The organism is Marmoricola sp. URHB0036 (genome assembly GCF_000426045.1).
In the GTDB taxonomy this organism is placed as follows: Bacteria; Actinomycetota; Actinomycetes; order Propionibacteriales; family Nocardioidaceae; genus Marmoricola.
This window is the reverse complement of the sequence record NZ_KE384490.1, coordinates 632,987-646,112: the sequence shown is the minus strand read 5'-3', so window position 1 is coordinate 646,112 and position 13,126 is coordinate 632,987. Positions and strand designations below refer to the sequence as shown.

The following is a 13,126-nucleotide window of genomic DNA, read 5'->3' as shown; positions in this document are numbered from 1 at the left end:
TGACCGCTCTCAGGCCACGCGGAACGGGAGGTGCTCGGTCAGCCCGAGCGAGGTCTCCACCAGCGCGAGGAACTGGTCGGCGTCACGCACCAGGTCGTCGGCCTCCCGCTCGGTGACCGCCCGCCGCGAGCCCGACTCGGCCGCTGCCCGCTTGTCGGCGCCGGCGGCGAAGAACGCCGCCCACTCGCCGAGCTCCGGGGCCACCTCGGCCAGCAGCACCCAGGCGTTCTTCTGCCGGGTGCGTCGCGCCGGGGTGGGCTGGGCCCGGGCCGCCAGCAGCGCCGCGGTCGCCCGCAGCGCCGAGACGTGGGCATGGGCGTAGCGCTCGGGCACGCTCGTGCTGGTGATCGCCTCACGCAGCGACTCGGCCGCTCGCTCGAGGTAGGAATGGGTCGCCGCGGGCAAGAAGTGCGGCGCCGCCTGCCTAGTCATCTGCCTGGTCATCTGGCTGGTCATCTGATTGGTCATCTGATTGGTCATCTGGCTCATCTCTTTCCTCCTCTCCGTCTCGTCAGTCCAGCGCCCGGACCAGCTGCCAGCTGCCCTCGGACCAGCTGAAGACCAGGTCGAAGACCCCGAAGCCGGGGTCGTGCTCGGGAGACAGCTGGGCAGCGACCCTTCCCCGGGCTGCTGCCACGCGCCACACCTCGCGCTCACGGAGCAGGTCGGCGTCGACCGCGACCGCGCCACTCCCGCCGTTCGTGCTGGTCCCGCTGCTCGACCGGGTCCACCAGGCCCCGGTCTCCACCCAGTGCGCCACCACCTCGCGCACCTGCCACAACCGCCCTCGCCAGAGGAACTGGTCGGGGTCCTCGTCTGCGCCCTTGCGCACCTCCACCTGGTCGTCGTAGCGCCGCACCGCTGTGCTCCTTTGCCTTCTCCCGCAGCCGTCGACCCCTGTCGGTGCCCGGGTGGAGGATGGGGGTCGAGGTCACCCACCACCCGGGCGGTGTTCGAACGTCTGTTCGAACAATTCCAAGGTACACCCCTCCTCCGACAACCCGTCAAGACCGGTTCCACGTGCGGTTCAGTGCGGTGGATCGATCCCCAACCGGCCGAGCGCGGTGGCCGGGTCGCAGGACAGCTCGCCGGGCTGCACCTGCACCCACGACGGGCGCCAGACCAGCGCCTTGCCGCCCACGCGTGAGCCGAGCAGGCAGCCGTCGTCGCCCCGCACGGAGATCCCGATGTCGGCACCGTGCACAGCCGCGCGCACCTCCGGGGCGAGGGCACCAGCGGTGGGCGGACGGAGCCCTCGTCGTACGGCGGCGACCGCATCCGCCTCCGAAGACGCGTGCCGCAGCACCGATCGCACCACGCCGTCCGCGCCGACCGGGATCTCCGTCTCCGGCGGTGGCGGGGGCAGGTGCACCGGCGCCGCACCGGCAGGACAGGACCGGCGTTCGGGCGCGCTCACTCCGGACACCCCGACCTCGAAGTCGTAGCAGGTGAAGACCTCCGGCTCGTAGCGGTCGACGAAGGAGAAGGACGTGGTGTCGTCGTACGCCTCGAGGTGCACCCGCACGACGATGTGCTTCTCGCCCACCTGGACCACGGCCAGTCGCCCGTCCTGCCCCGCACGCGTGGACGCCGCAGCACGGGCATATCCGGTGGCGTCGTCCTGGCGCGGGAAGTCGATCGCCAGGGCGACGATCTGGGCGATGGGGTCGGTCTCGTCGGCGCGCGGAGGTCCGCCGATCGCACACGCACTGACACCACCGAGCATCAGCACGCACCCGAGCAGACCGACGATCCTCATGCCCCGACGCTAGGGACGCAGCCACCGCTGCACATGAGTGTTCCGACTCAGATCGCGCCCGGTACCTTGCACCTCATGAGCGAACAGGCCACCGAGCACGCCTCCGTCACCCGGTTCCGGGCCGAGCTCGCGAAACGCGGCGGCACCGGCCGGATCGTCGTACTCCCCGACTCGGTGCACACCGCCCAGCTGGCCGCCGACGCGCTCGGCTGCGAGGTCGGCGCGATCGCCAACAGCCTGCTCTTCACCGTCCCGACAGAAGAGGGGGACGGAGAGCCGTTGCTGCTGCTGACCAGCGGCTCGCACCGCGTCGACACCGCAAAGGTGGCGGCCGAGCTGGGCATCGGGGCACTGAAGCGGGCCAAGCCGGAGTTCGTACGACGCCACACCGGTCAGGTCATCGGCGGGGTCTCCCCCTTCGACCACCCGGCCCCCGTGCGCACCTACCTCGACCCCTGGCTGCGGCAGTACGACGTCATCTGGGCCGCCGCCGGACACCCGGCCGCGGTGTTCAGCAGCACCTACGAGGAGCTGCAGCGGATGACCGGTGCCGAGGAGCTCGAGGTCGCCTGATGGAGATCTGGATCAACCCCGCCTGCACCAAGTGCCGCGTCGCGAAGAGCGAGCTCGACGCCGCCGGGATCGAGTACACCGAGCGTCGCTACCTCGACGACGTACCGACCACCGCCGAGCTGTCCGCCGTGCTCGACCGGATGGGCCTCGAGCCGTGGGACATCGCCCGGCCCAAGGAGACCAGGGAGGCCGGCATCGACCTCCCGAAGGACGCCGCCCACCGCGACGACTGGCTGGCCGCGATGGTCGCTGACCCGCGCACCATCCAGCGACCGATCATCACCCTCGACGACGGCACCACCGTGATCGCGCGCGACGAGGAGACGCTGGGCGACGTCGTACGCCGCGCGGGCTCTTAGGCCGCGCCCGGACATTGCGGGCTGGGCTGGCGGGCAGTTCTGGAGCCGGTGGGCCGAAGTATCGGCCTACCGGCGGCAGTTTCCCCGGGCGCCCGGGGAAAACATCAGCCACGCCCTAGGGTTCACGCCATGGCACGCGTGGTGGTGGTCGGCGGGGGGTACGGCGGTCTCGCGAGCGCCGCGCGGCTGGCCAAACTCGGTCACGAGGTCACCCTGCTCGAGAGCAGCGATCGACTCGGCGGCGCGGTCGGGTACGTCGAGCAGGACGGCTTCCGCTGGGACTCCGGCCCGACCAGCACCCTGCTGCCGGCGGTGATGCGCGACCTGTTCCGCAAGTCCGGACGCGCTCTGGAGAAGGAGGTCGAGCTCGTCCCGGTCGAGCCGATGCGCCAGCACCGGTTCCCCGACGACGACCCAGAGAACCCGATCGTCCTCGACCTCCCCGGCGGCAGCCGTGGTGCGCAGATCGCGGCGTTCGACGAGGCCTTCGGGGCCGGGCAGGGCAAGCGGTGGGCGGCGTACGTCGAGAACTTCGCCGACGACTGGGAGGCGCTTCGCCAGGACTGGCTCGAGCGGCCCTACTCCCCCCAACACGCGAGCAAGCACACCCAGGACCTGCTCGCGACGAGGTTGACGCTGGACAAGCTGTTGCGCAAGAGCTTCAAGGACGAGCGGCTGCGGGCGGTTGCGGCGTACCAGATGCAGCTCGAGGGTCACGACCTGCGCAACGTGCCGGCGTGGATGGGCCTGTGGAGCTACGTCGAGCAGCGGTTCGGCTCGTGGACGGTCCCGGGCGGGATGGGGTCGATCGCCGACGCCCTGGCCTCGCGGCTGGAGACGCGCGGGGTCACCGTGCTGCTCTCCACGTCGGCCCTCGACCTCGAGCTGTCCGGCGGCCGTGTCGTTGGCGTCCGCACCGAGCAGGGGATCGTGGACGCCGACCGGGTCGTCTGCGCCATCGACCCTCGGCGGCTGCCGGCCCTCAACCCCGCCGTCGAGCGCACCATGCCCGCGATCCCGCCCGTGGTGTGCCACATCGGCGTCGTCGGCCCGGTCCCGGAGCTGCCCGGCGAGGTGGTCCTCCACGGCGACCCGATGCTCGTGCTGCGCACCACCGGCACCGCCCCGGCCGGCGCGCACTCCTGGACGATCCTCGGCCGGGGGCGACTCGCCGAGGACATCGTCACCGCGCTCCAGCGCTCGGGCATCCGCGTCCGCGAACAGGTCGAGGTCCGCGTCGACCGGTCACCCAGGGAGCTCGTGCAGGAGTGGGGCGGCTCGCCGTACGGCGTCCTCTGGCAGGGCCGCAACACCGTCAGCCGGCGACTGGGTCCGCGTACGCCGATCGAGAACGTCTTCATGGCCGGCGCCCACGCCACCCCGGGAGCGGGCCTGCCCTCCGTCGGGCTCTCCGCCGCGCTCGTCGCGCAGGTGATCGGGCCGGCGTGAGGGGTCTTAGGCGTGCACCCGCAGCGCCGAGTAGATCTCCCGCGTCGCCTTGGAGCGGTTCAGGGTGTAGAAGTGCAGGCCGGGGGCGCCGCCCTCGAGGAGGGTGTCGCAGAGCTCGGTGGCGATGGCGATGCCCTCGGCGCGTACGGCGGCCGGGTCGTCCTTCAGCGGCTCGAGCCGGGCCAGCACCTCGTCGGGGATCTCGCGGCCGGACAGCTCGACCATCTTGGCCATCGAGGTGAAGTTCAGGATCGGCATGATGCCCGGGATGACCGGGAACTCGACGCCGGCGGCCGCGGCGCGCTCGACCAGGCCGAAGTAGTCCGACGCCCGCAGCACCATCTCGGTGATCGCGAACTCCGCGCCGGCGTCGCGCTTGGCCTTGAGCACGGCGACGTCATCGTCGAGGGTGGCCGCGTCGCGGTGGCCCTCCGGGAAGGCCGCGACACCGACGCACAGGTCGCTGGCCGAGCGGATGAAGCTCACCAGCTCGGCGGCGTAGTCGATCCCGCCCTCGGTCGAGACCCAGGCCGTGCCCGGTCCGGCCAGCGGGTCGCCGCGCAGCGCGAGCACGTTGCGCACGCCGGCCTCGGCGAGCGAGCGCAGGATCCGGGTCAGCTCGGCGGTGGTGTGCCCGACACAGGTGAGGTGCGCCATCGGCAGCATCGAGGTCTCGCGAGCGATGCGCCCGGTGATCGCCACGGTGCGGTCGCGCGTCGTACCCCCGGCACCGTAGGTGACCGAGACGAAGGTCGGGTCGAGCGGTTCCAGCTCGCTGATCGAGCGCCAGAGCACCTCCTCGCCGGCCTCGTCCTTGGGTGGGAAGAACTCGAACGAGAACGACCGATCACCCTGCGCGAGCAGGTCGCCGATGCGCACGTGGTCACCTCCGAGGCCCTGAGACATGGGCATGACGATACGGGTCTACGCTCGCCGGGTGACTGCGCAGCACGCTGGATGGGACGCGGCACTTTTCCGTGCCGACATCGAGTCGACGCTCCAGGATTTCGTCGCCGCGCAGGCCACGTGGCTCGACGCGCTCGGCCCCGACGCCCAAGCACTGGTCGAGCACGCCCGCACCAGCGTGTCCGGCGGCAAGCGGTTCCGGGCGGCCTTCTGCTGGTGGGGCCACCAGGCCGTCGCCGACGTCCCGGCCGACGAGTCGGCGCTTCTCCGGGCCTGCGCGTCGCTCGAGCTGCTGCACGCGAGCGCGCTGGTGCACGACGACTACATGGACGCCTCCGACGTACGACGGGGCCGCCCGGCCACCCACCGCGCCTTCGAGGAGCTGCACCGCCGACGCGGCTGGTCGGCGAGTCCGGAGCAGTACGGCGCCTCGGCCGCGATCCTGCTCGGCGACCTGCTGCTGAGCTGGTCCGACGAGCTGCTGCGCACCTGCGGCCTGTCCCCGGAGCGGGTGATCGACGCGCTCGGCTACTTCGACCTGACCCGGAGCGAGGTCGTCACCGGCCAGTTCCTCGACGTGTCGGCGCAGGCCCGCGGATCGGCCGACGTCGACACCGCGATGACCGTGCTGCGCTACAAGTCCGCGAAGTACTCCATCGAGCGTCCGCTTCACATCGGCGCCGCCCTCGCCGGTGCGTCGTCGGAGCAGATCGACCAGCTGAGCCGGTTCGGGCTGCCGCTCGGCGAGGCCTTCCAGCTGCGCGACGACCTGCTCGGCGTCTTCGGCGACCCCTCCGTCACCGGCAAGCCCGCCGGCGACGACCTGATCGAGGGCAAGCGCACGGTGCTCGTCGCCCTGGCCCTCGACGGGCTGCCGTCGACCGACGCCAAGGTCCTCGACGCTGCGCTCGGCACGCCGCTGACGCCCGACGAGGTCGCGCACCTGTGCCAGCTGATCGACTCTTCCGGCGCGCGGATGCAGGTCGAGGAGGTGATCAGCGAGCTGACCTACCGGTCCCTGAACGCCCTCGCTGCCGCCGACGTCCACGAGCGCGCACGCGGCGTGCTCGAAGGCCTCGCCGCGGAGGCGACCCAGCGGAGGGTGTGAGTGCCCGGCAGCGCCGTCGTACGCCGCTCCCGGTGGCTGAGCCGCCACCTCCGACACGGCCCGGGCCGGATCGGGCTCGACCTCGAGCCCGGCGGCTGGGTGCTGGTCGACGACCTCCTCGTCGCGGCGGCCCGCCACGGGATGCCGATGTCACGCGACCAGCTCGACGAGGTCGTGGCCACCAACGACAAACGACGGTTCTCGCTGTCGGCCGACGGCGCGCGCATCCGGGCCAACCAGGGCCACAGCGTCGAGGTCGACCTGCAGCTCGAGCAGCGTGAGCCGCCCCCGGTGCTCTTCCACGGCACCGGCGAGCGGGCCGTCGACGCGATCCTGTCGGCTGGGCTGGACAGACGACGCCGCCACCACGTGCACCTGTCCGCGGACCGGGGGACGGCGCGACGGGTCGGCTCCCGTCACGGCTGCCCGGTGGTGCTCCGGGTCGACGCCGCCGCGATGGCCGCCGACGGCTACGACTTCTTCGTCTCCGACAACGGCGTGTGGCTGTGCCAGTCGGTGCCCCCGGCGTACCTCGCCGTCCTCGCCTGACCCGTCAGGAGAGCGCCAGCACCTGCGCCCGCCGCTTGACCTCGGAGCCACGGTTCTCGCGCAGCGCGTCGATCGGGCGGCCCGGCAGCGAGTCGTCGGGCGTGAACAGCCAGGTGAGCATCTCGCGGTCGCTCCAACCGCCGTCGGCCAGCAGGGTGAGCAGACCGGGGACGCCCTTGACGACGGCCCCGTCCATCACCAGCTCGGCCGGCACCTGCTGCCCCGCACCGGGGGTCGGGACGGCCGCTGCGAGCTGATGCTCGCGGATCAGCTGACGCACCTTGCTCACGCTCACGCCGAGTGCGACGCCGGTGGCCTTCCAGTCGCACCAGTCGGAGATCAGGGTGTCCAGAGGGACCTCGGAGGTGGTTTCACGCGTGTTCTCGCTCACGCTCCCATGCTGCCACCACGCTCACACGTCGGCTCCACCTGCCGGAACTCACCGCCCTGAGGCTCTAAAGTGGCTGGTCAGTCGGGTTCCTTCCCCACTCGACCTGGAGGAGATCGTGGACCGCTCTGCCGACGCGTTGATCGGGCGCGTTCTGGACGGCAGGTACCGCGTGGGCCCCAAGATCGCCCGCGGCGGTATGGCGACCGTCTACGAGGCCACCGACCTGCGGCTCGACCGGACGGTGGCCGTGAAGGTCATGCACGAGGGCCTCGTCGACGACGAGGAGTTCGTCAGCCGCTTCCAGCGCGAGGCGCGCGCCGCCGCCAAGCTGGCCCACCACAACGTCGTCGCGGTTTTCGACACCGGCGACGACCACGGCACCCTCTTCCTGGTCATGGAGTACGTCCCCGGCCTGACCCTGCGCGACCTGATCCGCAAGGAAGCGCCGATGTCGCCGGCCAAGGCCCTGGCGATGATCGAGCCGGTGCTCTCCGCGCTGGCCGCCGCCCACGACGCCGGGATCCTGCACCGCGACGTCAAGCCCGAGAACGTGCTCCTCGCCGACGACGGCCGGGTCAAGGTGGCCGACTTCGGCCTCGCCCGGGCCATCAACTCCGAGACCCAGCACACCGCGACCGGAGGGGTGCTGATCGGCACCGTCTCCTACCTCTCCCCCGAGCTCGTGGTCAACGGCAAGGCCGACGCCCGCGCCGACGTGTACGCCGCTGGTGTGCTGATCTACGAGATGCTCACCGGCCACAAGCCGCACCAGGCCGACAGCCCGATCCAGGTCGCCTACAAGCACGTCCACGAGGACATCCCCGCTCCGTCGGCGAGCACACCCGGGATCCCGCCGTACGTCGACGCGCTGGTCGCCCGCGCCACCGCCCGCGATACGGCCCTGCGGCCGGCCGACGCCCGGGTCCTGCTCCACCAGGTACGCCGCGTCCGCAACGCACTCGACCACGGAGTGGTCAGCGATCCCGACCTGCTGGCCGACCTCACCCCCACCACGCCGATCGGTGGTGGCCGGACGCCCACCGGCGAGCTGCCGGCGCAGATCATCGAGCCTCAGGAGCTGGCCGAGATCGCCGACTGGGACGGCGGCGTCTACGACCAGGAGCGCGACGTCCGCGTCGTACCCCCACCGCCGTCCGGCCCGCGCCCGCCGGTCCGCCCGGCACCACCCCCGCCACGACGGAGCTCCCGTCGCGGCAAGGTGATGTTGATCGTCGTGCTCCTGCTCGCCCTGCTCGCGGGCCTCGGCGGCTGGTACTTCGGCATCGCGCGCTACACCTCCACGCCGAGCGTGCTCAGCCTGACCGAGCCGGCCGCGCGCGTGAAGCTCGACCGTGCCGGGCTCGACTTCAAGGTCGAGGACCAGGCGTACTCCGAGACCGTCAAGAAGGGCTTGGTGCTCTCCACCGACCCCGGCCCCGGCGACCGGGTGCTCAAGGACGGCACCGTCGGCGCGGTCATCTCGCTCGGCCCCGAGCGCCACCGCGTGCCCGACGTACGCAACCAGACGCTCGACGACGCGCAGCAGGCGCTCGACGAGGCCAAGCTGGCCTACGGCGGCGACACCGAACGCTACGACGAGAAGATCGCCAAGGGCCGCGTGATCAGCACCGACCCCGCAGTCGGCACTTCCCTGCGCCGCAACGCCGCCGTCGGCGTCGTGGTCAGCAAGGGGCCGCGCCCGATCAAGATCCCGGACTTCACCGGCAAGCCCGCCGCGCCTGCGCAGGACGCCCTGGAGAGGCGGGGGTTCAAGGTGAAGACGACCGAGGTCAACGACGACGCCGTGCCCAAGGGACGGGTCATCACGCAGAGCCCTGACTCCGGCACCGGTCAGAAGGACGACGTGATCTCGCTCGTCGTCTCCAAGGGTCCGGTGATGGTCGAGGTGCCCAACGTGGTCGGCATGGGCCTCGACGCCGCCACGCAGCGGCTCGAGGGCGCCGGCTTCGTGGTCACCGTGCGTCACTCGAGCATGTACATCGGCGTGCAGTACGTCGTCGCGACCGACCCCGGCCGCGGCAGCTCCGCACCCAAGGGCAGCACGGTCATCGTCAGCATCGTCTGAGCCCGTCGCACCCGGCGTGCTCCGGGCTTCCGACGTTCAGGACACGTCGAGCCAACGTTGCGTAGTCTTCGCGCGTGACCCAGAGCGCATCCGTGGACCGCGGTCGCCCGGCCTCCGACGAGCAGCCCGCGACGAAGCGCCTGCTCCTCTTGTCGGGAGCCTTCCTGGCGCTGCAGGTCGCGTGCACCGACTACGGCTCCGGCTCCGAGGCGGCCGCGGCCATCGGCTGGTTCGCCATCGGCACCGTGTTGCTGTGGCTCGTCTACCGCAGGCGCAGCCGAGTCGCCCGAGGCTTCATCGTCGTGACGTCGTTCGTCGGCGCCGTCATCTACGGACTCGCCGCGATCGGGGACGCTCGAGCCGTCCTGCTGACGGTGCTGTACCTCGGCCAGGCCCTGCCGCTGCTTGCTGGACCCGTGCGCCAACACGTCCGGGCCACGCCCGCCGGCGTCTGATCGCTCGGTACGTCGCCTTGCCTCGTGACGAGGTGGCCGGACGCCGCTCCCGCGTTGACGGAACGTTCCGTCACAAGGCGCGTTGCTGGAACGTTCCGTCAAGACGCCAGACGTAGGACACGGCAAGCCCCGATCCGCGGGCTCAACAGCCCCTTCCGTCACTCCAGTCACACTGGTAACGTCGACGGCTGCCCCTGCCCGTCCACCGACGGAGGACGCATGAATCTTCCCCCACCCCGACTCTCTGCACGCCTCGCCGGCGTGATCGCCGTCGCGACCGCGGCGACCTTGGTGCCTGCCGCCGCCGAGGCCACCGCCTGGCCGCGCCACCCCGACCGCACGATCGTGCGGCACACGGTCCTGCCCGGCGAGACCGCGACTGGTCTTGCCGTGCGCTACCACGCCTGGACCGCCGAGCTGCTCCGCCTGAACCATCTCGGCTCCGCCGGCGCCATCTACCGAGGCGAGGTGCTGCGCATCCCCGTCGTGGTCTCCGCGTGGCGCAAGGCCCACGGCCAGCCGCCGAAGCCGCCGAAGCCGCCGGCCCACCGGCACAAGCGCCACGCGACCGGGCACAAGCACCACGTTGCTCCTCCCCTGCTGACCCACGTGACGACCCCGACGGAACGCGGCTGGCTGCACGCCGACCAGAGCCGCGACCAGGTGCGCAGCCTGGTCACCCGGATGGCGCAGCACTACGGCGTCTCCAAGAGCCTGGCCCTGGCCATCGCCTGGCAGGAGTCGGGCTGGCAGCAGCGTCGGATCTCCAGCGCCGGCGCGATCGGCGTGATGCAGGTGATGCCGGACACCGGCCGCTGGATGCGGTGGTACGCCGGGCGCAAGCTGCGCCTGCGCGACACCCACGACAACATCCAGGCCGGTGTGCTGACCCTGCGGGTCCTCCGCGCGTGGACCCGCTACGACAACAACGCGATCGCGGCGTACTACCAGGGCCTCGGCGCGGTGCGTAAGCACGGCTACTTCCGGGACACCAAGCAGTACGTCCGCTCGGTGCGCGGCATCCAGCACCGCCTCATCCACACCGGCAGCCCGATCTAGGACGTCGCGCCCCCGGCTCTAGGCTGCGCCCATGGCCCAGGCACCGAGCACGTCCCGGGTCACGCTCCTCGCCACGCTGGCGCTGCTCGCGATCACGGCCAGCTGGGGATCGACCTTCTTCCTGATCCACGACCTGCTCGACCGGGTGCCGGTGCTGGACTTCCTGGCCGTGCGCTTCGCGATCGCCTCCGTGGCGCTGCTGCTGCTCTCGCCGCGGGCGATCGGCCGCCTGTCCCGCGAACGACGGCGGCAGGCGCTGGTGCTCGGCGGGCTGTACGGCGTCGCGCAGATCCTCCAGACGGCCGGACTCGCGCACACGGCGGCCAGCATCTCGGGGTTCATCACCGGGATGTACGTCGTGGCCACTCCCCTGTTCGCGGCGGTGCTGCTGCGCTCCCGGATCGGCGGCATGACCTGGCTGGCGGTGCTGCTCGCGATGGCCGGGCTCGGCGTACTCACCCTCGGTGACGTGTCCTCCGGTCTCGGCCTCGGGTACGGCGAGGCGCTGACCCTCGTGGCCGCGCTCATCTACGCGCTGCACATCGTCGGCCTCGGCGCCTGGTCGGACTCGCGCGACGCCCTGGGGATGGCGATCGTGCAGTGCATCGTGATCGCCGTGATCTGCCTGGTGGCCGCGGCGCCGAACGGGATCGTGCTGCCGGACCGCGCCGGCGACTGGCTCGCGATCGTCTACATGGCGCTGGTCGCCGGTGCGGCGGCGCTGCTCGGGCAGACCTGGGCACAGGCGCACCTGCCGCCGACCCGGACCGCGATCATCATGAGCATGGAGCCGGTCTTCGCCGCGCTCTTCGCGGTGCTGCTGGGCGGGGAGTCTGCGACTGCACGGATGCTCCTGGGCGGCGCCCTGGTGCTGGCCGCGATGCTGATCGTCGAGCTCGTGCCACGGCGGCACATCGAGGCGGAGGTCCCGCACATCGCAGTCTGATATCGGATCGTGGATATCAGTACCGGCATCCGGACGGCACCCCTAGCCTCGAGAACATGGTCGTTGTGATGGCTCCGGGTGCCACCGAGGAGCAGATCGCGCGCGTCACCGAGCGCGTCGAGGAGACGGGCGGGCAGGCGTTCGTGAGCCGCGGCGTCACCCGCACGATCATCGGCCTGGTCGGCGACATCGAGTCCTTCCACGGCCTCAACCTGCGCGTGATGCCCGGGGTGCAGGACGTCTACCGGATCTCCGACCCCTACAAGCTGGTCAGCCTCCAGCACCACCCCGAGCGCTCGACCGTGCACGTCGGGCGGGAGGGCCACGAGGTCGCGATCGGTCCCGACACGTTCACCTTCATCGCTGGTCCGTGCGCCGTCGAGACGGCCCAGCAGACGCTCGAGGCGGCCGAGATGGCGAAGGCTGCGGGGGCCCGCCTGCTCCGCGGCGGCGCGTTCAAGCCGCGTACCTCGCCGTACGCCTTCCAGGGGCTCGGCGTGAAGGGCCTGGAGATCCTCGCCGACGTGCGCGAGGTGACCGGCCTGCCGATCGTCACCGAGATCGTCGACGCCCGCGACGTGAAGATCGTCGCCGAGCACGCCGACATGCTCCAGGTCGGCACGCGCAACATGGCCAACTTCGGCCTGCTCCAGGCGGTGGGTGAGTGCGGCAAGCCGGTGCTGCTCAAACGCGGGATGACCTCCACGATCGAGGAGTGGCTGATGGCGGCGGAGTACGTCGCCCAGCGCGGCAACCTCGACGTGGTCCTGTGCGAGCGCGGGATCCGCACCTTCGAGCCGAGCACCCGCAACACCCTCGACATCTCGGCCGTCCCCGTCGTCCAGGCGACCAGCCACCTGCCGGTGATCGTGGACCCCTCGCACGCCGGCGGGCGCCGCGACCTCGTCGTACCCCTGTCCCGGGCGGCCATCGCCGTCGGTGCCGACGGTGTCATCGTCGACGTCCACCCCGATCCGGAGAACGCGCTGTGCGACGGACCGCAGGCCCTCTTCGGTGCCGAGCTGCGGGCCTTGGCACAGGCCGTGCGCCAGTTGCCGAAAGCCGTGGGTCGACGCTGAGCACAGGCCCTAGATTCGGGGCATGGCGCCACAGAGCATCCCCGAAGGCCTCGTCGTCGAACTCTCCCGCGCCAGGGTCCTCCCCGGTGCGAGTGAGGAGGCCGACCGCTGGATGACGATGCTCGACGAACGTGTCGACGAGTGCGTGGCCACGCTCGACCGCGAGCGGATGGCCATCGAGATCGTCTTCCGGCTGCACGATGACGGGCAGGACTACCTTTACTGGGTGGCCATCCGTGGTGAGGGCGGCGCCGACCTCCAGTCCTCCACCCACCAGATCGATCTCGACCACCAGGCCCAGGCGGTGCGCACCAAGGAGCCGGGCTGGGTCGAGGCCGAGCCCCAGGTGCTGATGCTCCCCGAGCCGGTCCGCCAGGCAGTGCTCGGCTGGGCGCTGCGCGACTGAG

Annotated in this window: 16 protein-coding genes; 11 read left to right on the top strand and 5 right to left on the bottom strand. The window is 71.5% G+C overall.

Features of this window, described 5'->3' with window-relative positions; genetic code table 11:
• Window positions 1–9: 9 nt before the first annotated feature.
• From H976_RS0123315 to H976_RS0123305, 3 genes are all read right to left on the bottom strand, one after another.
• Window positions 10–489, bottom strand: a complete 480-nt coding sequence (locus H976_RS0123315) for an SAV_6107 family HEPN domain-containing protein (protein ID WP_231389029.1) — start codon at window positions 487–489, stop codon at window positions 10–12.
• A gap of 22 nt (window positions 490–511) precedes the next feature.
• Window positions 512–859 (bottom strand): DUF6504 family protein, encoded by a 348-nt coding sequence (locus H976_RS28270; protein WP_051277403.1) that lies wholly within the window; start codon window positions 857–859, stop codon window positions 512–514.
• A 168-nt stretch (window positions 860–1,027) separates the two neighbouring features.
• Window positions 1,028–1,759 (bottom strand): hypothetical protein, encoded by a 732-nt coding sequence (locus tag H976_RS0123305; protein ID WP_051277401.1) that lies wholly within the window; start codon window positions 1,757–1,759, stop codon window positions 1,028–1,030.
• A 75-nt stretch (window positions 1,760–1,834) separates the two neighbouring features.
• Here H976_RS0123305 and H976_RS0123300 point away from each other — a divergent pair, with 75 nt between their 5' ends.
• The 3 genes from H976_RS0123300 to H976_RS0123290 all read left to right on the top strand — a co-directional run bounded on the left by H976_RS0123300 (window position 1,835) and on the right by H976_RS0123290 (window position 4,140).
• Entirely contained in the window at window positions 1,835–2,332 is a 498-nt protein-coding gene (locus tag H976_RS0123300) for a YbaK/EbsC family protein (RefSeq protein ID WP_036227844.1), read from the top strand.
• The gene (locus tag H976_RS0123295; RefSeq protein ID WP_027863480.1) at window positions 2,332–2,691 is read left to right on the top strand and encodes an ArsC/Spx/MgsR family protein; all 360 of its coding nucleotides are present in this window, start codon (window positions 2,332–2,334) and stop codon (window positions 2,689–2,691) included. The genes H976_RS0123300 and H976_RS0123295 overlap by 1 nt, the downstream gene beginning before the upstream one ends.
• A 129-nt stretch (window positions 2,692–2,820) precedes the next feature.
• The gene (locus H976_RS0123290) at window positions 2,821–4,140 is read left to right on the top strand and encodes an NAD(P)/FAD-dependent oxidoreductase (RefSeq protein ID WP_027863479.1); all 1,320 of its coding nucleotides are present in this window, start codon (window positions 2,821–2,823) and stop codon (window positions 4,138–4,140) included.
• A gap of 6 nt (window positions 4,141–4,146) precedes the next feature.
• Here H976_RS0123290 and metF read toward each other — a convergent pair whose 3' ends face one another.
• On the bottom strand, window positions 4,147–5,046 hold the full coding sequence (gene metF, locus H976_RS0123285; RefSeq protein ID WP_027863478.1) for a methylenetetrahydrofolate reductase [NAD(P)H]: 900 nt from the start codon (window positions 5,044–5,046) through the stop codon (window positions 4,147–4,149).
• Between the two features lie 31 nt (window positions 5,047–5,077).
• Here metF and H976_RS0123280 point away from each other — a divergent pair, with 31 nt between their 5' ends.
• Together H976_RS0123280 and H976_RS0123275 are read left to right on the top strand one after the other, a co-directional pair.
• Entirely contained in the window at window positions 5,078–6,154 is a 1,077-nt protein-coding gene (locus tag H976_RS0123280; RefSeq protein WP_027863477.1) for a polyprenyl synthetase family protein, read from the top strand.
• Entirely contained in the window at window positions 6,155–6,703 is a 549-nt protein-coding gene (locus tag H976_RS0123275) for an RNA 2'-phosphotransferase (RefSeq protein WP_027863476.1), read from the top strand.
• A 4-nt stretch (window positions 6,704–6,707) separates the two neighbouring features.
• Here the strand turns inward: H976_RS0123275 and H976_RS0123270 are convergent, their stop codons facing one another.
• Window positions 6,708–7,094, bottom strand: coding sequence for an Rv2175c family DNA-binding protein (locus H976_RS0123270; protein ID WP_051277400.1), 387 nt, complete (start codon window positions 7,092–7,094; stop codon window positions 6,708–6,710).
• Window positions 7,095–7,209: 115 nt separating this feature from the next.
• On the opposite strand from H976_RS0123270, the gene pknB reads away from it, so the two are divergent.
• From pknB to H976_RS0123240, 6 genes are all read left to right on the top strand, one after another.
• A complete protein-coding gene (pknB, locus tag H976_RS0123265; protein WP_027863474.1) occupies window positions 7,210–9,180 on the top strand; it encodes a Stk1 family PASTA domain-containing Ser/Thr kinase in 1,971 nt (656 codons plus the stop codon).
• Window positions 9,181–9,254: 74 nt separating this feature from the next.
• Window positions 9,255–9,635, top strand: a complete 381-nt coding sequence (locus tag H976_RS0123260; protein WP_027863473.1) for a hypothetical protein — start codon at window positions 9,255–9,257, stop codon at window positions 9,633–9,635.
• Between the two features lie 219 nt (window positions 9,636–9,854).
• Window positions 9,855–10,694 (top strand): transglycosylase SLT domain-containing protein, encoded by an 840-nt coding sequence (locus tag H976_RS29320; protein ID WP_081683137.1) that lies wholly within the window; start codon window positions 9,855–9,857, stop codon window positions 10,692–10,694.
• Window positions 10,695–10,725: 31 nt separating this feature from the next.
• Window positions 10,726–11,640, top strand: a complete 915-nt coding sequence (locus H976_RS0123250; protein ID WP_027863471.1) for a DMT family transporter — start codon at window positions 10,726–10,728, stop codon at window positions 11,638–11,640.
• Window positions 11,641–11,696: 56 nt separating this feature from the next.
• Entirely contained in the window at window positions 11,697–12,719 is a 1,023-nt protein-coding gene (gene aroF / locus H976_RS0123245; RefSeq protein ID WP_027863470.1) for a 3-deoxy-7-phosphoheptulonate synthase, read from the top strand.
• A gap of 22 nt (window positions 12,720–12,741) precedes the next feature.
• The gene (locus H976_RS0123240) at window positions 12,742–13,125 is read left to right on the top strand and encodes a DUF6176 family protein (protein ID WP_027863469.1); all 384 of its coding nucleotides are present in this window, start codon (window positions 12,742–12,744) and stop codon (window positions 13,123–13,125) included.
• The last annotated feature ends 1 nt before the right edge of the window (window position 13,126 follow it).